This is a genomic window from Acidobacteriota bacterium, assembly GCA_022340665.1.
Classification (GTDB): Bacteria; Acidobacteriota; Thermoanaerobaculia; order Thermoanaerobaculales; family Sulfomarinibacteraceae; genus Sulfomarinibacter.
In genome coordinates this window covers 14563-32632 of the sequence record JAJDNM010000123.1, presented here as the reverse complement: position 1 = coordinate 32632, position 18070 = coordinate 14563, and the positions used below count along the sequence as shown (strand labels likewise).

The window sequence follows — 18070 nt, the reverse complement described above, 5'->3', positions numbered from 1 at the left end:
CGAAGGCACCGTGACCAAGTGGGATGGGCTGCGCCTCGAGGTCGAAGAGGTCGAGAACGGGCGTGCAAAGCGCGTTTTGGTGACAAAAGAGGAGGTCTCGTGAAGCTCCTCCTTCGGTCGAGCGACACTCGCAGCGTTCGTATCGCGCCGATGCAAACGCAGATCTCGGACGTCAGCGTTTTACGATCTCTGATTTGGTTGTGGAGGAAGTGAGCTGCGGAAGGTCAGTGCCGCTGCGCGGGGTGATGCTCTGAATCGTGTCACCCACCCTGAGAGTGGTCAATACCTCGCGTCCGGCCACGACTTCGCCGATGTTCGTGTAGTGACCTGTCAGGTGATCGGCCGGGAGGAGGGTGAAAAAGAGCTGGCAGCCACCGGTCTCCGGTCCTGACGTCGCCACCCCGACCCGCCACGAGTCGAACGGTTGGAGCGACGGCTCGTCCGGTAAGACGAAACCCGGACCGCCCCAGCCGTCTCCTCGAGGGTCGCCGCCCTGAACCACGAAATTGGGGACGACCCTGTGGAAGCCGAGACCGTCGTAGAAACCCCCGGATGCGAGGTCCCAGATCTCCCGTGACGTGAGAGGAGCCGCCTCGAGGTCGAGACGGATCCTGAAGGTGCCGCGATCGGTCATGACGTCGAGCCAGCGCGGTACCTCGACCCAGCTCGCGAGCTTGTCGTACCACAGTCGCCCGTGGCGGGGTTCGCGGCCCGGCAACGTCACCGGGAGGTCAAGCGACCGCGCTCCGTTGACAACCATGGCCGCCACCGCAGGATCCGGATCGGCGAGCCCGAGAGTGATGATTCCTGCCCTCTCCTCGGCGGCCTTGGACGTTGCAAGTGCCGAAACCAGGGCCTCGGCCCGTGCATCGGGCATCACATCCCTCTTCCAGGCAGTGTAGAGCCCGACAAGATCATCCACGTCCGGAGCGACGCCGGCAGATCGCATCAGCGACAGGGCCTGCGTGCGGACTGCAGGATCTGTATCTTTTTCGATCAGAGTCAGCAGCTTGTCACGCAACTCGCTGACACGTGTCCTCTCGAGGCCCGAAAGCCAGGCAAGCCGAACCGACGGCTCGCCGTGGGTCGCGGCCTGCTTTTCGAGGTCGCCGTCGAGCTTGGCGGCCGCAGCAGCCGCAGCACGCCATCGCCACGGTTCTGCTGATTCGAACCACGCTCTGGCCAGAGGTCGGGCCTTGGCCGCGTCCCGTCGAGCCAGGGCGTTGAGTGCTGCCGCCGCGAGATACGGTTCCCCGTTTTCGGCAATAGCGAGCAGCTCTTCGTTGGTGCCAATTTTCGGCTGACCGCCGGCAGCCGCCAGTGCCGAGACCGCGAGGTGCGGTTGAGCGGACGAGAAACCGCCAACCACTGCGTCAATCGCAGACCGTCCGAGCTCTACAGGAGCCTGGGCTGCGAGCACACGACAGGCCGCAGCTCTCACCCTCCAGTCAGGGTCGCGGAGGGCAGTCGTGACCACCTCGAGGTCAGCCTTTTCCAGAGATCCTCGTTCGAATCCGCGCAGAATGGTGGCCCGGATGACCGGTTCAACGTCGCCTACCAGCTTGCGCTGGGCCTTGCGGGCTGTGGACTCTCCGGTCCGCGAGAGAGAGTACGCGGCCGCCCGCCGAAGATATGGGTCCGGATTTTCCGCAAACGACGACACAGCGGCCTGCCATGGGGATTCTTCGAGCCTCCAGAGGTTCGCGAGCAGCGTTTCTTTCACCAGCGGACTGCGCTCTTTTGACAGGAGCGCTGTCAGCGGCTCGAAGGCCCTGGAACCGCCGTGAGCAACCGCCCATGCCGCCGCCCTGCGCACTCTCGGTGTCACGTCCCTGAGGCCGTGGAGGCCGAGCTCGAGGCCCGCGGGACCGATGCGACCGGCTGCCAGCATCACCTGCTCGCGAACTCTCGCGTCGCCGTCTCCCATGTACCGCGCAAGGAGCGGAATCCTTGCCGGATCGACATTCGACGCCATCACCCCGGCAGCTTGCGCCCTTACCGTCGGAAAGGGGTCCTCCCGCATTGCCGACGCCTGCGACATGGGCAGCAGCCATCCATCGAGGGCACGCCACAGAAACGCCCGCCTCGAGCTCGTATCTCGTATCGCCTGTGCCGCAGAGACAGTGGCAGCCATCAACACACACATCAGGACTGGTCGAATGCACCTCATGGACTCACGCCCCGTACAACAACCTGTCTCCGAGCACCGGCGGCAGACCGGCACCGAGAATGCGACGGCGAGCGACCGACGCCCGGTAGGCAACCCTGTAGAGGTAGACCCGGTTCTGATCAACGTCGAGGATCGCGTACGCCGCACGGGGGTCGCGGTCTCGCGGCTGGCCGACCGATCCAGGGTTGATCAGATAACGATTGCCAGGATCCAGATCGAGAACGATGCGGCGGCCGGAGAGCAGTCTGACCTTGAGCGTCTGTCTGCCGTTGTCCTCGCGCAACATGAATAGCGATGGCACGTGGGTATGACCAAAGAAGATCAACGGATGGGGCATACCGGCAAATGCGAGCTGTGCATCGTAGCCGGAAAACACATAGGCATCCTCGTCGACGCTCGACCCGTGGCAGATGGCGAGGCCGTCTTCCAACTCCATCGGACCGGCAGGCAGCGACCTGAGGAATTCCAGGTTTCGGTCGTCGAGGCGATCCAGGGTCCACTCGGCAGCCTGCCTGGCGTAGCGATTGAAATACTCCGCACTGTCGAGCCCCGCGCAGACGCGGTCGTGATTGCCGCGCACCGCCACCAGGTCGTGACCCAGGGATCGGAGCCAATCCAGCACCCTGTTCGGTGAGGCGCCGTAGCCGACCGCATCTCCGAGAAACACCACACGGTCGAACCTCTTGCGACGGACGTGGGCGCGTACCGCCTGCAGCGCCTCCCAGTTGGCGTGAACGTCGCTCAGGATCAGATACCGCACGCCGCCTCCTGGAGCGCATCGAGCACCAGTTCGGAGACCTCGCTGGGCGTCTCGGTTCCTTCAAGCGCGACCCGGATCATCGCTCTCCGATAGTGCGGTAGCCGCTCGCCGAACAGGCTCTTCGCTTGCTGAGCGTCGTCGTACATGGGCCGACCAGCATGATCGCCAGCCAACCGTCTTCTGAGCTCGTGCCACGGCACATCGAGAAAGACGGAAACACCGCTTTCCCGATGGATGATCTCGCGGTTGCCCGGGCTGCAAAACGCCCCGCCGCCGGTCGCCACCACCACACCGTCGAGTCCCGCCAGACGTTGCAGCTCTTCACGTTCGGCGGACCTGAACACCGGCTCACCGCGGTCGGAGAATACCTCCCGAATCGGGGCCCCGAAACGCTTCGAAATTTCTTCGTCGAGGTCGACGAAACCGTATCCGAGGCGGTCCGCCAAATCAGCGCCAACCGAGCTCTTTCCTGCACCCATGAAGCCAACGAGGAAGAGGCGAGGCATCCCCACAATGTTATCACCCGGCCGCTGGCTGCCCGTACGTGCGCTCCCTTCGTACATTCCCTGACCGAGGCGCCAGAAACAGGTCAGCCGAGGAAGCGCTCCATGAAATGGGTGTCGATTTTCCCCGCCACGAACTCCTCTGAATCGAGGATTCTGAGGTGCAGCTCGGTCGACGTCTTGATGCCGTCCACCTGCAGCATGGAGAGAGCGCGGCGGCTGCGGATGATCGCTTCCTCACGATCGGCACCGTGGACCAGGAGCTTGGCGATCAGGCTGTCATAGTGCGGCGGAACCGTGTAACCACCGTACACGTGAGTGTCCACCCGAACCCCCGGGCCTCCCGGAAGGGCGAGCTTGGTGATACATCCCGGCGAGGGGGCAAAGGTCCGGGGATCCTCGGCGTTGATTCGGAACTCGAAGGCGTGACCTTCCGGTCGCACCTGCCGCCGCTTCGGCACTGACATCGCTTCACCCGCGGCGATCAATATCTGCTCCTTGACGATATCGACACCCGTCACGAGCTCGGTAACCGGGTGTTCCACCTGAACCCGCGTGTTCATCTCCATGAAGTAGAACCCGCCGTCCTCTGCAAGCAGGAACTCGACCGTGCCGGCGTTCTGGTACTTGGCCGCCCGCGACGCCGCAACCGCCGCTTTTCCCATTTCGGTTCGCAGCTCGGCGGTCAACGCGGTCGAGGGGGCCTCCTCGATGATCTTCTGGTGGCGACGCTGGATCGAGCACTCCCGTTCCCCGAGGTGGACGACCCTTCCGAACGAGTCCGCAAGCACCTGAAACTCGATATGGCGGGGGTTTTGCAGGTACTTTTCGAGGTACAGCGTCGGGTCACCAAAGGCCCTCTCCGCCTCGTTCCAGGCAGTGTCGTACGCGCGCTGGAGCTCCTCTGCATCCCGCGCCAGCCTCATGCCCCGCCCGCCGCCGCCCGCGGATGCCTTGAGAATGACAGGAAACCCGATCTCCTCGGCCAGGGTGAGCGCCTGATCACTGGATTTGAGCGGTCCATCCGAACCCGGCAGAATCGGTACCTCACTGGCCGACACCGTACTCCGCGCCTGTGACTTGTTGCCCATCAGCCGAATCGCCTCCGGAGGCGGGCCAATGAAGGTGAGACCACACTCGCGCACGATCTCCGCAAAATGCGCGTTTTCGGCCAGGAACCCGTAACCCGGATGGATGGCCTCCGCGCGGGTGATCCGCGCGGCCGACATGACCGCAGTCACATTCAGATACGAGCCCGCCGAGTCGGCCGGGCCGATGCACACCGCCTCGTCCGCGAGCTGGGCGTGGAGACAATCGCGGTCAGCCTCTGAATGCACCGCCACGGTGCTGATGCCGAGCTCTCGGCAGGCTGCGATGATCCGTACCGCGATCTCGCCGCGGTTTGCGATCAGAACCTTGGAGAACATCTCACGCTGGCCGCACCAGGAAAAGATCTTCGCCGAACTCGACCGGCTGAGCATTCTCCTGGAGCACTTTGACGATCGTGCCGCTGATGTCGCATTCGATTTCGTTCATCAGCTTCATTGCTTCGACGATACACAAGGTCTGGCCCTTTTCGACGAAGTCGCCGACCTTGACGTAGGGATCCGCATCGGGGTTGGGAGCGCGATAGAACGTGCCGACGATTGGCGATGCGATCGGATGCAGGTCGTCACCCTCTGGAGGCGCCGGCGCCTCGCCGGTCGGGGCGTCGGCTGAAGCCGCCGGCGGATCAGCGGTTGGCGGCGCCTGGGCGGATGCCGGCGATGCAGAGGCGGCGACCCCAGCCTGCGAACGACCTTCGATCCGCACGCGGGATCCGGCATGCTCGATCTCGACCTGCGCAACACCGGACGAACTGACCAACTTGATCAGTTCGCATATTTCATCGAATTTGAACATCGATTCGTCACCTCAGATGAACTCGGAGTATAGACGAGCGCTCGCGAGCCTGCTCAGGAAGCGACCCTTCCCCACCAACCCTTCGCGGCCGATGACCAGGACGAGAAAATAACCCGCCGCAATTGTCGTCAGAACGATGGTCGCGTCCTCCGCAAACACAGAGCACTGTTCGAGTGGACCGTGCTGGAGCTCCCGGGCAGCCTCGTCGAGATCCTGGAGGATGGTCGCCACCTCCGCGGCCAGAACCTCGAGAGAGCCGTCGCCCGGGCTCACCACCACCGGAATGCCGTCGGGATCCACGATGGCCGCGCCTCGGGCCCCTGGACAGCTCTCCAGCAACTCGTTCATGGACTCTTCGAAGCTCACGTCTTCAGCCTCTCCGAGGCCAGTCTAACTGCGTCCAGCCAACGCTGCAACGCTTCCGCCTTGGCGTCGAGGAGATCGCGCCCCGTCCCTTGCTGAACACCTTCGGGAGGTCCGGCGATCATGGTTTCGAGCAGCTCGATCGCCTCAGGGTGATCGGGCTCCCTTTCCAGCACCCCGCGCAGGGTTCTCTCCGCCAGGTCGAGGTCGCCCTGGTCGATGGCGAGACGTGCAAGAGTCATGGTAGGCAACGGAATCCCATCCGAGTCCTTTTCGAGGTTGAAACCCGAATCCGGATCCGGCCATGAGTCTGGCAGCGGCTCCGGCAGAGGGGTCGGTTCCGGATCCGATACCGTTTCGAGCTCCTCTTCTGGTTCATCCTCCGGCTCGGGCTCAGCATCCGATTCCGGCTCGATCTCCGTTTCGGACTCGAATGCTTGCTCGGGTTCGGGTTCGGCGTCGACTTCGGGCTCCGCTTCCTGGTCGAAGGCAGGCCCGGGTTCACCCTCGGCTTCCGGCTCCTCCTCAGGCTCCGCTTCGAATTCCGGATCCTGCTCGAAATCGGGTACCGCGAAATCTTCCTCCTCGAACATCTCCGAGTCTTCGAGCTCAGGGCCTTCCTCATCGCCTGCTTCGACCGCTGTTTCGGCTCCCTCGTCCTCGCTCTCCTCTTCCATTATCGAGGAGAGCTCGTCCTCCGTCAGCGGCTCGGGTTCTGCGAACTCATCGGATGATTCGGCAGATTCCTGCGCCTCCTCGGCCAGCTCCTCGGCCTCGTCCTTGGAGCCGTCCTCCGCCGTTTCCGAATCGTCCTCCACTTCACCCGCCGCGAACACATCGTCCGCATCGTCCCAGATTCCGGTGTCGCCGGTGGAATGGATGGCGAAGGGCTCCCCTTCGGACCCAGTGCCCTCCACGTCGACCGACACCACTTTCGGTGGCGGCTTTTCGAGCAGGCCGAGGTCGGCCAGGCGCGCCTCAACGAACTCGATGCGCTCATCGAGCTCATCGTCTTGCGGCGACAGGCCACGGGCGCGCTTGAGCGCCTTGACCGCCGTCACCCACTCGTCGTTGGCGATCGCCGCTTCTCCCAACACGCGCGAAGCGAGTGGATTCTCCGGGTCGAGCTCGAGCGATCGCTCGAGCGAGGTCTGGGCGCCTCGTGTATCACCGTTGGCGAGCTGCGCGCGGCCGAGGCTGACCCACGCGGCAACGTAGTTCGTGTGCTGCTCGAGCCCGGCCTTGAGGATCTCGATCGCCTGTTCGAGCTCGCCCTCCCGACGGAGGTGCTCGCCGAGCTTGAAGAATATCCGGGAGGACGGGTCCTCCCGGAGCTCAAAGCGAAATTGCTCGAGACGATAATCCATGAAATTTACTCCCGCCGGCCCGTCGAGGCCGGCGGGAAAATTTCTCCGTTAGGGGGGTGTTTCTGCATTTAACGTTACGGTCACCTCTGATCCAGGAACTCCGACAGGATTGGTCGTGAAGGAAATGGACCCGTTGTGGGTGCCCGCGCCACCCGCGTAAGAGAACGTCACGTTCACCAACACGGCTTCGCCGGGGCTCAGATAGCCGGTGGTCGGCGACACCGTGAACACGCCGTCCGAGTCGCTCAGGGTGGTTGTCCATCCGTAGGGTCCCGGACCGTCGTTCGTGATCGTAAACGTCTGCGTGCTTGCAGAGGTGCCGAAGTCGATGTTTGTCGGCGAGACCGACATCGACAGCGCGGTACACGTGCTCGCCAACGGTTCGACGACCAGGGCGCCAGCGAGCGTGTCCGTACAGGACCCCGGGAAGTTGGTGACCGAGACAGGGAGGGGCGTCGCCGACGATTGAGCACCAGGCAGTCCGCCGGCAGTCGTACACGGAGTCGTCCCAAAGGTGATGCCGAGGATCGACACCTCAGGCAGATTGTCGACATCAATCGAGGTGTCGCTGTTCACTGTCACGTAGGACGACGGCATGATGTAGGAGCCGACCTGCACCAGCACCTCGTCCGCGAAGGACTGGCCGGTGATCGTGATGTCATTCGGATAGAGATCGCCACCCATCTGTTCCTGCAGGATGATGGGGTTCACCGACAGCACGGTCGGGGTGTTGCCGACGATGCGGAAGTTGCCGCCAGAGGTCCTGAGACCGGTCTCGAGGAGAACGACCTCGAACGTTCCGGCCGAACCGCCACATTCGGTCGCCAGATCGTCCGGAATCTTGACCACGAGCTCGGTGCCGGAGACGCTGATAACTTCCATCAACGCATTGCCCAGGAACACCTGCAGCGGGTCCTCGAAGCCGGAGCCGTAGATGATGACGAGATCGCCGAGGCCGCCCTCGGTCGGCGTGTTGCCGGTGATGTAGAGCGGGTCGCCGTAGGTGAAGCTGCTGTAGCTCGCCTCGTTCCCGGAGTTCATGTTCCGCACCCTGACGTCGACCTCCACCGGCGGCACGTCGCCCTGCTGACTGTAATCGGGGGTGACGCAGGTGATGCGGTCGTTGTCGGCCGGCGTGGTGTCGTTGAAGACGTTGACGTCGATGGCGGTGAGGTTGCCGAAGAACACCTGCATCGGCACCTGGAAGCCGCTGCCGAAGATCGTCACCAGCGTGCCACCATCGAGCGGTCCCGCGGTCGGTGAGATCGACGCGATCTCGGGCGTCGGCTCATCGGCGAGCACGATGAAGGCGTCCTCGAGAGAGGTCACGCCGTCCACCGTCGCCACCGTCACGTCCTGCGGTTCGTCGGCGGTCAGCGGGACGGTGCTGAAGCGAGGCGTCTCGACCTGGATCTGAGTGCCGTCCGGCGACACCGAGATCACGGTGCCGATCTTTACCACCCCGGCGGTGTCTGCGAAGCTGACGCTGAGGTCAGAGGCCACCGAACCGAAGCCCTGGCCGAGCACGTTGACCACCTCGCCGCCCGAGGACCGGCCGGAAGCCGGCTGGACGCCGAAGATCAGCGGCCCGCCGCCGGGCAGCAGCACGAACGCGTCGGGCAGCGTGTCGCTCTCCTGGGAGCCGGTGCCCGCGTTGGTGTTCACCCGTACGTCGGCGGTCTGCTGGATGCCGGTGTCTGTCCCTGTGAAGGCCGGGGTGACGACGGTGATCGTGCCGTCCGCGCTGAGCGGATCGCTCTCGGTCACCCCGACGATGATCGCCTGATAGGGGAAGCCGTCGAGATCGAAGAAAACGTCCACCGGGGCCTGGATCCCCTTACCGGTGATCGTGACCTGGTCGCCTCCGGCATAGGATCCGCGACGCGGATCGACTCCCGAAAGCTGGAGCGCGTCGGTGGACGCGCGATCCTGATATTCCACCACGATCTCGCGGCTCGCTCCCTTGACGCGGGCCCTGATCGCGTATGAACCCGCCTCTTCGGCGACGAAAGCCACCGACGCGGACCCATCCGAGGTCAGGGGCGAAGCCGTGGTGCTACCGCTCGAGAATTCGCCGCCGCTGGCCTCGAAGGTGACGACCGTGTCATCCGGAGCCTCCGAGCTGTTGAGGGTCACGTCGGCCTGCAACAGAATGACAGAGCCGACGAACGGCGCGGTGTTCGATGCGGTCAGCGAGCTGACGGCCCACGTATCGGACGCCGGCGTTGGAACGACGCCGGGCGTGCCATTACTTGGTTTCGGGCTGTCGGCCGAGCATCCAACCATGACGACCAGCGTCAAGAGAGCAATAAACGGAATAAACCTCTTCATGGTTTCAGACCCCCACTCGTTACTGGCCCGCACAGAAGAAATTGAAAGCGATCGATATCGGTGTCGTGGCAACACGCTTGCCCGACACGGTTTGACCGAAGATCTGTAGCTCGAAGCTCTGGCGGATATTGATGTTCCCGGTTTCGGGATCGAACCCGCCATTCTCCGGCAGCAGATACGCCAGCGGCACCTCACTCAGGTACTCGAAGGGATACACCCTGTAGTTCTCGAGGTCCGCGTTACCGCCCGCGGGAACGAAGACTGCCTGGTCATACGTCCACTCCGGTGATGCAGTCGTCCCGCCGTCGGTGCGATAGGGTTTGACCACCCACTGCTTCAAATTCACGTCCTGCTGCGCGGTGGCATCTCCCGCGGGGTCCTTCGTCTCCGACGCGATCGACATCTGCGAGATGGCGATGTCGAACCCCTGGGAACAGATATCGATATCCGGGTTGTATTCGTCGATATCGATCGTCAGGTAGACCGACGCCTCGGTGTTGTCGAGGGTGCTGCCGCCACCGCAGGATACGGTCACCACGGCGAGGGCGAGCGCGACGAAGACGGGATTGATGGTGCGCTTCATCTGATCCTCCACCTAGTACTTCACGATTCTCGGGGTAATGAAGATCAGGAGCTCATCGTGATCTCGCCTGATCGCTTTGTTCTTGAACAGCCACCCGAAAAGCGGGATTTTGTGCATACCAGGCACTCTGTTTTCGCCGTCCCCAGAAGTGAGCTCGTAAATCCCCCCAATAACCGTGGTGCCACCATCACGTACGAGGAGTTCGGTTTCGGCATCGCGCGTGAAGATCGGCGCGTTTTGTCCACCGGTCACGGCGAATTCCGGAGCCGGACGCTGTTTCTTGATCGAGATGTCGAGATTGACCGTGCCCTCTGCGGTAATCTGCGGAGTCACTTCGAGGCGCAGTGTCGCGTCGACGTACTGAACCGTGACCGTGTTGTTGGCCACCGTCTGCACCGGAATCTGTAGACCCGAGCGAATTGTAGCGGTCTTCAGATTCTGGGTCGTTACGCGTGGAGTGGATACGACCCTCGCCTGGTTGTCAGACTCAGCCGCCGAAAGCAGGAAATCGAGATTGAAGGTGTTGAGAATATCGCCAAACGTCAGTCCAAACAGACCATTGGCTGCGGTCGCCGGCAGCAGGACGTCGCCTGTCATCTCGATCGAGTTGGGGAATTTCAATCCGGTATCGTTTCCATGCTCTGCATCCATGGTTCCCCGGAAGCCCCAGGTGACACCGAGAGCGCGTGAAAACTGCTTGGTCGTTTCGACGATGCGGCCTTCGATAACTACTTGAGGAGTCGGAAGGTCCAGTGATTCGATGAGGCGCATGATGCCCTCGATCCGATCCATCACATCACGGATGATCAGGGTGTTTGTCCGCTCGTCCACCGTCACCGACCCGCGGCTCGACAGCAAATAGCTGTCGCTCGACAGGAGGTTGGCGATATCGCCCGCCTTGGAGTACGAGATCGGTTTCAGAACCGTACTCATCGGCTTGGCCTTCTCCTGCTCCACGGCAAACGCCGCCCTGGCGCTCTTCTCCGCTGCGAGCTTGGAGATCGGCGCGACGCGCAACACGTTGTTCTCGAGCACATAGTCCAGACCATTGATCTTGAGGATCAAATCAAGCGCCTGGTCCCACGGCACGTCGTGGAGTTCCACCGTCACCGAGCCGCCCACCGAGGGGTCGAGGACGATATTCATATCGGTCAACACCGAGAAGGTCTTGAGAACATCCTTGATATCGGCGTCCTTGAGGGTCAGTGTGATGGGTTCGCCGGTGAACTGCTGCTCTTCGGTAGAGACCTCGGTTGCCTCGAACCCTTCGGCCGAGGTTGTCGGGCCTTCGAGGACGGTGACCGCTTCAGCCTGCTCGATCAGCTGCGAGCTGTCCGCCACCCATGGGCTGCGTTCGGCCGGCTGAGGACTGCCGGCGAACTCGGCCTTCGCGGTTTCTTCTGGCGGATCAAAGATCGCCGACATGACTTCCTGAGCCGGCTCCGGCTGCTCAATGGTCTCGGGCGTCGACCGAGAGACTTCGATAGTCCCCGCGGTAGCGACGTCAACCCTCTCGGTGACCGCCGGCAGGGCGGCACCATTGGTGCCCACACTGACCGTCGCACCAAAGTCGGTTTCATCGACCGCATATTCTGCGTCGTCACGAAGATCGACGACAACGCGGGTCACCGGCACCGGGGTCGCCTGGAATTGCGCCACCCTCACCTGGCTCACGAGGGGCGAATTCACCGGCAACAGGTGGCGGTCGACGCGGTTGATGACGCCGTCGAGGTCGAGAACCAATCGCCGCGGTTGGGGGAGGGTGAACGCCTGCACCGAAATCGGTCGATCCGACTTCAGCTCGACGACCACTCCGTCGCCCGTGCGCACCGGCACGACGTCGACCAGGCTCGCGGAGCCGGTGATCGCTGCTGGCGAATCATTCCGGGTGGTCGACGCAGATTTCCGCGAGGCGGAAACGTCGACCTCCTCTCGAGCGACGGCAATCGGCGCACCGGCGCTGAGGTCCCCGAACGAGGCAAAAGCGAGCTCCAGCCCTTCGGCTGAACGGCTCAGCGTCAGCTGCGCCGGATCTTCGAGCCAGACCGTGAGGCGAGACACCTTTTTCCCGAACTCGTCGACGTGGTTGAGCTCTGCGCGCTCAATCCCGAGATCGGGTTCCACGATGAGTCCCGCGCTTTGGTCCCAGCTCGCCTCAGGCAGCTCCACGACCCACACACCCGGCTGCGGCGAATAGTGGACCGTCTCAAGCTCCCCCGTCGCCCGGACCCGGAGCACGGGCCCTGACGGCCCCGCCTCCACACCCATTCCCTGAATCACCGGAACGGGCTCCTCGGCGAGGAGCGGCATACCCAGCAGGACGCAAGCTGCAGCCGCCACCAGGATGCGGACGTTTTTCATCATCATGCCGTCCCCCATTTTTCCTCTCAGATCACGGCTAATCCGTGATTTCTCGCACTACTTCGTCGTACTGTTTCCGTCGATTGGGGTCATTCACGTATTGCCAGAAGACCACCTTTTTGGGCTGAATATCCGCCACTTCACCGTTGTACAACTTGGTTCCCGGGTAGATGACGTAGGACACGTTGTCGCGACCGAGAACGAACGCCAGAATGCCGCTCGGCGTGTCGATGATGCCTTCGAGCTGAAGTTCTTCGACCATCATCCCCGGCAGGCCGGGAGGGCGCTTCCTGGCAGGCCCCTCTTCGGTCTCTTCAAAGCCTCCGAGAAGCGACCGGAACGGATCTCTTCGACCCGCCGGGTCGTAGCTGAACATCCTGCCTTCAAGCACCTCCTCCTCGCCGCGAAGAATCTGTTCGATTCCCGACACATCGACCTCTTCGTCGGTCAGAGGGGAGTACTCTTGCTCGGCCGCGGGTGTCTCTTCCTGCGACCATGCGGTGCCACCGGCCGCCAGCAACACAATCAAACCACACGTGAAAAGAATATTGCGGTTCATTGCTGCGTCTCCGTCTCGGGCACCTCTTCTTTATAAATATACGTGCGCTGCACGAAGTCGGCCGTGATCGTGAATCCCTCGTTATTCTGACTCTGTTTCATCGGATTGATCGTCAGTTCGGTGACATTGATAATCCGCGCAAACTTGCTCAGGCGGTCGAAGAAGAGTCCGAGCTCGTGATAGGTACCATCGAGACCCACCCGGATCGGCCACTCCATATAGAAGTCACGTTCCTCGAAGTTCCCGGGCGTGAAACGGGTCAGGCGGAAACGTCCCTGCTCGGTCAGCTGCTTGGCACGTTTGATCAGGTTGTCGGTCTCGCGTTTGGTTGGCAGAATCCTGCGCAGACGCTCGAGCTCGATTTCGTAGTTGCGGATGTCCTCTTCGAGGCGCGGCAGGTCGGCTTTCGCCGCACGGCCCTTCTCGATCTCACGCTCGAGCTGATCGATATTGGCCTCGAGACGCTCGATGTCAGTGCGGATGTCCTTGAACACGTATATGTTCATGACAACGTACATCGCGACACCGAGGACCAGACCGACGATGGCCGCCACGTACCAGGGCTTGGAGTTGAGATCTATCGCCATGGCTGTATGACCCCCGTCCTCATTGACCGGAGCTCGCGGCTTGCGAGCCCTCGGCCGCCTCGATTTCCGGCGGAGAATTGTCAAAGTTGAAATTCAGACCAAAACTGAAGGTATCACCCCGCCCTCGAGCCATGTTCCTGAGGTTCGGCTCGTCGAAGAACGGCGACGCTTCGAGGTTCGATATGTAGTTTGCGACCGCGTTCTCATCCATCGCGGTACCCCTCAGTTCGACATTGTTCCCCTTGAGCGTCAGCTGAGTCAGCCAAACGAGCTCGGGCAGGGCGCGCGACACCTCATCCAGGATCCGAACCGGACCCTGCTGATTGCGCTTCAGTTCATTGATCACATTGATCTTGTGTCGCAGTGCGTCGCGCTTGGCCTCGAGCTCTTCTACCCTCTTGATGTAGACCAGCAACTCGTCGCGTTCCTTCCGACGCTGACGCTCGACCTCTTGAAGCTCGGACCGGTTGTGGCTCAGGAGGTACCACTGGGTGCCGACCACGATCAAGGCGACGGCCAGCACGATCAAGAGAATGATGTCGCCCTGCTTGGCGCCCAGCGAAAACTGCGGGCGCTCGGTTTTGGTGGTCGCCGCTGCCGGAGTCTCCGCTACCAGATTGATCTTGATCATCGCGTCACTCTCCGACCCTGCGCACCGCGAGGCCCACCGCCACCGCCATCGCCGGAGCGTGTCGGTTGATCCACTCGGGATCGAAGTCGGACTCGCTGTAGCGGATGTTCCGGAACGGGTTCATGACTTCGACGGCGACCTGAAAGCGCTCTCGGATCACCTCGTCGAGACTGACGATCTGAGCACTTCCGCCCGCGAGCACCACACGATCGATGTGATCGACCGATGAGGTGGCAACAAAGAAATCGATCGTCTTCTGAAGCTCTGCGGTCAGATCCTCGGACACGCTGTTGAGCACGCTGAGCACCTGCTGAAGAGTATTTTCTCCGACCTTCTCGCCGAGCTTCAGGCGCTCGGCGTCCTCTCGGGACAGGCTCAGTTCCCGTTGAATGGCTTCGGTGTACTGGTTCCCCCCGAAGGCCACATCCCGCCAAAAGATCGAATTCCCGTGATAGAGCACGTTGATGTTCATCACCGACGCGCCGATGTTGACCAGTGCGATCGCCTCGGGATCCAGATCATAGTTGGCCTCGAACGCGTTCTGCAGTGCAAAGACGTCCACATCGACCAGCACCGGATCCTTGCCCGCTTGAACGATGACCGACGTGTAGTCCGCGATGCGATCCTTTTTCACCGCCACCAACAGCACGTCCATCGTGTCGGCCGCTTCAGATTTGAGGACCACGTAGTCGAGATTCACATCATTAATGTCGAACGGGATGTACTGCTCGGCCTCCCACTGAATCGACTCTGCGAGCTCGGCGTCCGTCATCGACGGAAGTTGTATTTTTTTGATGATCACGGAATGGCCCGACAATGAGCCACCGAAATTCGGATTCTTGATATTGTTTTCGGAAATCAATCGCGACAATGCCTCAACAACAAGTGACGAGTCCATTATCGCCCCATCGACAATCGCTTCCGGCGAGAGATCTGCGATTGCCGCATGGAGAAGTTGAAATTCGCCGCTTTTCAGTGGCTTCAACTCTACAATCTTGATCGCGGATGATCCGACATCACAACCGACGACTTGTTTTTTTGTCTTTCCAAACACGGCTTACACCTTAATCGCAGAAGTTTTTCTGGACAGGATCATAAACCCCTCTACTTTGAAGGTAACAAAAGGTCCCTCTAAGGTCAAGAATATGGATCACACCAAAAAAGGCTTCGAGTGATCTACAACATACTCCACCGGTACTCACACGAAATTGCCGGTGAGAGTTCGAGACACGGTTTGATGAATTCCAAGCGCTCGGCCGACCCACTATTTCGGCACACAATTCCTCGACCAGAAGCCGAAATATCGCGTCCGACCAATCGCTATTCGACAACGAAATACCCCCCTTCATTTCGCCTCTGAGTGCGCTCTTCGGAGCTTCTGATGACAAAAATATGGGTACAAGAGAGACGTCCGTACTTGAAAAACAGAGCCACCTGTGGTATGTAATTCAACCCCCGCGTGGGGACCTCGAGGAGGACTTTCAGTATGGCGCAGCGATGTGAAATCTGCGGCAAAGGCCCGATGACCGGAAACAACATCTCCCACGCTCACAACCTGACCAAGCGGAGATGGAAACCCAACATCCAGAGAGTGCGCGCGATGGTGGATGGCAGCCCGAAGTACATCAAGGTCTGCACCCGCTGTATCCGTTCGGGCAAGGTCACCAAAGCCCCCCGCATTTAGCTCCGACAGCACTCGCGCGGTCATGAGGCCGCTCCAGCCTGGCCGCGTCGCTCGACCCGCAGCATCCCTTTCAGGCCCTGAAGACGGCTCAGGATACGGGTGAGCTGGTCGGCGTCGTGGACGACGATAGTCATGGCGGCGAAGCCCGTGTCGTTGGGCTCGGTGCGAAGTCGGCAGCTGAGGATATCGCTGCCTTCGGACGAAATGGCCTGTGAGATCGAGGCCAGCATTCCCGAGCTGTCGTTGAACGACATGTCGACATCGACCTGGGACTTCGGAGCCTTCGAGGCCGCCGAGCTCGGCGCCCACTGCACCTCGATTTCGCGCTCCGGATGATAGAGAAGGTTGCGAACGTTGGGGCAGTCACGCGCATGCACGGCGACTCCCTTGCCCCTGGTCACAAAACCGACGATCTCCTCGCCGGGGAGCGGTTTGCAGCATTTCGCCAGATACACCAGGAAATCGGCATCGCCGGAAACCTCGAGGGCGTGGTCGCTCTTGGCGGCCGCGACAGACTTTCTCTTCGGCGCCGGCGCTTCGGACTCCGCCGACGGTTCGTCCTCCTTGCGAAAGGCCGCTGTGAGGCTGTTGACCGGAACCTTGCCGAAACCGATCGCAGCGATCAGGTCATCCTCATTCGCGTACGAGCCGGTTTGAAGCAGCTCCCGGAACTCCTCGCTCCCACTCACCGATCGCAGGGAGGAGCCAAATTTGCGGAGCTCACGATCGACGAGCTTGCGACCAACCTCGAGTGCGCGAACTTTCTCCTCTCGTTTGAGCCACGCGCGAATCTTCGAACGGGCTCGGTTGGTGGCAACAATGTTGAGCCAATCGTGATGCGGTCGTTGGCGATTCGAGGTCGTGATTTCAACAATGTCGCCATTCACGATTTCGGTCTTGAGCGGAACCCAGCGGCCGTTGACCCTCCCACCGACACAGGTGTGGCCGACCTGGGTGTGGACGCGATAGGCGAAGTCGAGGATGGTGGCGCCGCGTGGAAAGGAAAACACATCGCCGCGAGGCGTGAAGCTGTACACCTCGTCCGGATAGAGATCGACTTTGAGGGAATCGATGAACTCGCGCGGCGACGTCCCTTCGGAATTGTCGAGCACCGACCGCAGCCAGGCGACGCGTGAGTCCTCTGCCGGCGCGTGTGACCCCTTTTCCTTGTAGCTCCAATGCGCGGCGATACCGTACTCCGCGATCTTGTGCATTTCGTCGGTCCGAATCTGGATCTCGAAGGGATGGCCCTCCGGGCCAACCACGGTGGTGTGGAGTGACTGGTAGGCGTTCGGCTTGGGGATGGCGATGTGATCCTTGAGGCGTCCGGGCACCGGTGGCCACTGTTGGTGGATCAGCCCGAGAGCCGCATAACAGTCGGCAACCGTCGACACGATGATTCTGAAGGCGAGGAAATCGAACACATTCGCAACGTCGATCCCCTGCCGTTTGAGCTTCTCGAAGATCGAATAGAGATGTTTGATCCGCCCGTCGATACTGCCGTCAATGCCATTTTCCTCCAGCAGGTGATCCAGCACACCCTGAATCTCCGTAAACCAGCGGTCAGCGGCATCCTTGCGCTCCTCGATCTCCTTGTTCAGCTTTTCCGCTTCCTTGGGATGCAGGTACCGAAAACAGAGATCTTCCATTTCCGTCTTGATGCTGCCGATACCGAGGCGGTTGGCAATCGGCGCGAATATTTCGAGGGTCTCCCGCGCGATCGCGATCTGTCGATCGCGACGCAGAAAGCCCAGCGTCCGCATATTGTGCAACCGGTCAGCCAGCTTGATCAGAATGACGCGCAGATCGTCGACCGACGCGAGAAGCAGGCGACGGAAGTTCTCGGCCTCGGTCGCTTCACGGCTCGAGTAGCTTGACTCGAAATCGGCGATCTTGGTCAGCGCCGTGACCAACCGGCCGACCTCGGCTCCGAACTCGACTTCGATCTCCTCGATCGTCGTTTCGGTGTCTTCCAGGAGATCGTGGAGCAGCCCTGCAGCCACCGTTTCCTCGTCGAGCTCCATGCCGGCGAGAATCCACGCTACGGTCAGAGGATGCGTCAGGTAGGGCTCGCCGGAGCGCCGCACCTGGCCATGATGCCGATTGGCGGCGAAGACGTACGCGTGGCGGAGCAGGTCCTCATCCAGATCGGGACGATACTCCTCCATTCGGTCGAGGATGTCCTCGATGCGGATCTTCTCCTCGACTCGCGCAGTCGCAAACCCGCCATCCATCCATCTATTTTATCCTTCGGGTCAAGAAAACTCCG

16 protein-coding genes are annotated in these 18070 nt (G+C 61.5%); 1 reads left to right on the top strand and 15 read right to left on the bottom strand.

Annotated features, from left to right (window positions below; all coding sequences use genetic code 11):
- Positions 1–172: 172 nt before the first annotated feature.
- The 14 genes from LJE93_13530 to LJE93_13465 all read right to left on the bottom strand — a co-directional run bounded on the left by LJE93_13530 (position 173) and on the right by LJE93_13465 (position 15171).
- A complete protein-coding gene (locus LJE93_13530; GenBank protein MCG6949926.1) occupies positions 173–2134 on the bottom strand; it encodes a peptidylprolyl isomerase in 1962 nt (653 codons plus the stop codon).
- A 40-nt stretch (positions 2135–2174) separates the two neighbouring features.
- Entirely contained in the window at positions 2175–2930 is a 756-nt protein-coding gene (locus tag LJE93_13525; protein MCG6949925.1) for a metallophosphatase family protein, read from the bottom strand.
- Positions 2918–3436 carry a shikimate kinase gene (locus LJE93_13520; protein MCG6949924.1) on the bottom strand — a complete coding sequence of 173 codons (519 nt, stop codon included), beginning with the start codon at positions 3434–3436 and terminating at the stop codon, positions 2918–2920. The genes LJE93_13525 and LJE93_13520 overlap by 13 nt, the downstream gene beginning before the upstream one ends.
- A gap of 83 nt (positions 3437–3519) precedes the next feature.
- Positions 3520–4860 (bottom strand): acetyl-CoA carboxylase biotin carboxylase subunit, encoded by a 1341-nt coding sequence (gene accC / locus LJE93_13515; protein MCG6949923.1) that lies wholly within the window; start codon positions 4858–4860, stop codon positions 3520–3522.
- 1 nt (position 4861) lies between these two features.
- Positions 4862–5335: an acetyl-CoA carboxylase biotin carboxyl carrier protein gene (gene accB, locus LJE93_13510; GenBank protein ID MCG6949922.1), complete on the bottom strand. Its 474-nt coding sequence runs from the start codon at positions 5333–5335 to the stop codon at positions 4862–4864.
- A gap of 12 nt (positions 5336–5347) precedes the next feature.
- Positions 5348–5701: a roadblock/LC7 domain-containing protein gene (locus LJE93_13505; GenBank protein ID MCG6949921.1), complete on the bottom strand. Its 354-nt coding sequence runs from the start codon at positions 5699–5701 to the stop codon at positions 5348–5350.
- The gene (locus tag LJE93_13500) at positions 5698–7065 is read right to left on the bottom strand and encodes a tetratricopeptide repeat protein (GenBank protein ID MCG6949920.1); all 1368 of its coding nucleotides are present in this window, start codon (positions 7063–7065) and stop codon (positions 5698–5700) included. The genes LJE93_13505 and LJE93_13500 overlap by 4 nt, the downstream gene beginning before the upstream one ends.
- Before the next feature lie 48 nt (positions 7066–7113).
- Positions 7114–9396: an IPT/TIG domain-containing protein gene (locus tag LJE93_13495; protein MCG6949919.1), complete on the bottom strand. Its 2283-nt coding sequence runs from the start codon at positions 9394–9396 to the stop codon at positions 7114–7116.
- Positions 9397–9415: 19 nt separating this feature from the next.
- On the bottom strand, positions 9416–9979 hold the full coding sequence (locus LJE93_13490) for a hypothetical protein (protein ID MCG6949918.1): 564 nt from the start codon (positions 9977–9979) through the stop codon (positions 9416–9418).
- Between the two features lie 12 nt (positions 9980–9991).
- Positions 9992–12346, bottom strand: a complete 2355-nt coding sequence (pilQ, locus tag LJE93_13485; protein MCG6949917.1) for a type IV pilus secretin PilQ — start codon at positions 12344–12346, stop codon at positions 9992–9994.
- A 31-nt stretch (positions 12347–12377) separates the two neighbouring features.
- A complete protein-coding gene (locus tag LJE93_13480; protein ID MCG6949916.1) occupies positions 12378–12899 on the bottom strand; it encodes a hypothetical protein in 522 nt (173 codons plus the stop codon).
- Positions 12896–13486, bottom strand: coding sequence for a type 4a pilus biogenesis protein PilO (locus tag LJE93_13475; protein ID MCG6949915.1), 591 nt, complete (start codon positions 13484–13486; stop codon positions 12896–12898). The genes LJE93_13480 and LJE93_13475 overlap by 4 nt, the downstream gene beginning before the upstream one ends.
- Before the next feature lie 19 nt (positions 13487–13505).
- A complete protein-coding gene (locus LJE93_13470) occupies positions 13506–14117 on the bottom strand; it encodes a PilN domain-containing protein (GenBank protein MCG6949914.1) in 612 nt (203 codons plus the stop codon).
- Positions 14118–14121: 4 nt separating this feature from the next.
- On the bottom strand, positions 14122–15171 hold the full coding sequence (locus LJE93_13465; protein MCG6949913.1) for a pilus assembly protein PilM: 1050 nt from the start codon (positions 15169–15171) through the stop codon (positions 14122–14124).
- 432 nt (positions 15172–15603) lie between these two features.
- Here LJE93_13465 and rpmB point away from each other — a divergent pair, with 432 nt between their 5' ends.
- Positions 15604–15801: a 50S ribosomal protein L28 gene (gene rpmB / locus LJE93_13460; protein ID MCG6949912.1), complete on the top strand. Its 198-nt coding sequence runs from the start codon at positions 15604–15606 to the stop codon at positions 15799–15801.
- Positions 15802–15821: 20 nt separating this feature from the next.
- On the opposite strand, the gene LJE93_13455 is transcribed toward rpmB, so the two are convergent.
- On the bottom strand, positions 15822–18035 hold the full coding sequence (locus tag LJE93_13455) for a bifunctional (p)ppGpp synthetase/guanosine-3',5'-bis(diphosphate) 3'-pyrophosphohydrolase (protein ID MCG6949911.1): 2214 nt from the start codon (positions 18033–18035) through the stop codon (positions 15822–15824).
- Positions 18036–18070: the final 35 nt, after the last annotated feature.

Excerpts from the sequence above, each read along its gene's own strand:
- LJE93_13455 (MCG6949911.1), bottom strand. The coding sequence starts at position 18,035 with ATGGATGGCGGGTTTGCGACTGCGCGAGTCGAGGAGAAGATCCGCATC.
- LJE93_13470 (MCG6949914.1), bottom strand. The coding sequence starts at position 14,117 with ATGATCAAGATCAATCTGGTAGCGGAGACTCCGGCAGCGGCGACCACC.
- rpmB (MCG6949912.1), top strand. The coding sequence starts at position 15,604 with ATGGCGCAGCGATGTGAAATCTGCGGCAAAGGCCCGATGACCGGAAAC.
- LJE93_13500 (MCG6949920.1), bottom strand. The coding sequence starts at position 7,065 with ATGGATTATCGTCTCGAGCAATTTCGCTTTGAGCTCCGGGAGGACCCG.
- pilQ (MCG6949917.1), bottom strand. The coding sequence starts at position 12,346 with ATGATGATGAAAAACGTCCGCATCCTGGTGGCGGCTGCAGCTTGCGTC.
- accB (MCG6949922.1), bottom strand. The coding sequence starts at position 5,335 with ATGTTCAAATTCGATGAAATATGCGAACTGATCAAGTTGGTCAGTTCG.
- LJE93_13495 (MCG6949919.1), bottom strand. The coding sequence starts at position 9,396 with ATGAAGAGGTTTATTCCGTTTATTGCTCTCTTGACGCTGGTCGTCATG.
- LJE93_13475 (MCG6949915.1), bottom strand. The coding sequence starts at position 13,486 with ATGGCGATAGATCTCAACTCCAAGCCCTGGTACGTGGCGGCCATCGTC.
- LJE93_13490 (MCG6949918.1), bottom strand. The coding sequence starts at position 9,979 with ATGAAGCGCACCATCAATCCCGTCTTCGTCGCGCTCGCCCTCGCCGTG.
- LJE93_13480 (MCG6949916.1), bottom strand. The coding sequence starts at position 12,899 with ATGAACCGCAATATTCTTTTCACGTGTGGTTTGATTGTGTTGCTGGCG.
- LJE93_13520 (MCG6949924.1), bottom strand. The coding sequence starts at position 3,436 with ATGCCTCGCCTCTTCCTCGTTGGCTTCATGGGTGCAGGAAAGAGCTCG.
- LJE93_13530 (MCG6949926.1), bottom strand. The coding sequence starts at position 2,134 with ATGGCTGCCACTGTCTCTGCGGCACAGGCGATACGAGATACGAGCTCG.
- accC (MCG6949923.1), bottom strand. The coding sequence starts at position 4,860 with ATGTTCTCCAAGGTTCTGATCGCAAACCGCGGCGAGATCGCGGTACGG.